The 251-nt window shown below is 43.4% G+C and carries 1 pseudogene; it reads left to right on the top strand.

Annotated features, from left to right (window positions below):
* A pseudogene (locus HMPREF2794_RS24895) lies at positions 1–251 on the top strand (radical SAM protein); the annotation flags it as partial.

The following is a 251-nucleotide window of genomic DNA, read 5'->3' as shown; positions in this document are numbered from 1 at the left end:
AAATTAGAGCGGGGAACAGTTGTGCGTTTGGGTGGAATGACTGACTGTTTCCAACCTTGTGAGGCTGTTTACAGGGAAACCTATAAAGCAATTCAGAACCTGAACCGACAAGGGGTACACTACCTTATCGTGACAAAGTCCTCAATGGTGGCAGATGACAGATATATCCGGTTGATGGATAGAAAACTGGCACATATACAAATATCTGTGACTTCTACGGATGACACACTTTCACGTACATTTGAAAAGGC

The sequence above is a fragment of the Bacteroides sp. HMSC067B03 genome (assembly GCF_001811315.1).
GTDB classification, from domain to species: domain Bacteria; phylum Bacteroidota; class Bacteroidia; order Bacteroidales; family Bacteroidaceae; genus Bacteroides; species Bacteroides faecis.
This window is presented reverse-complemented; position numbering and strand designations above follow the sequence as displayed.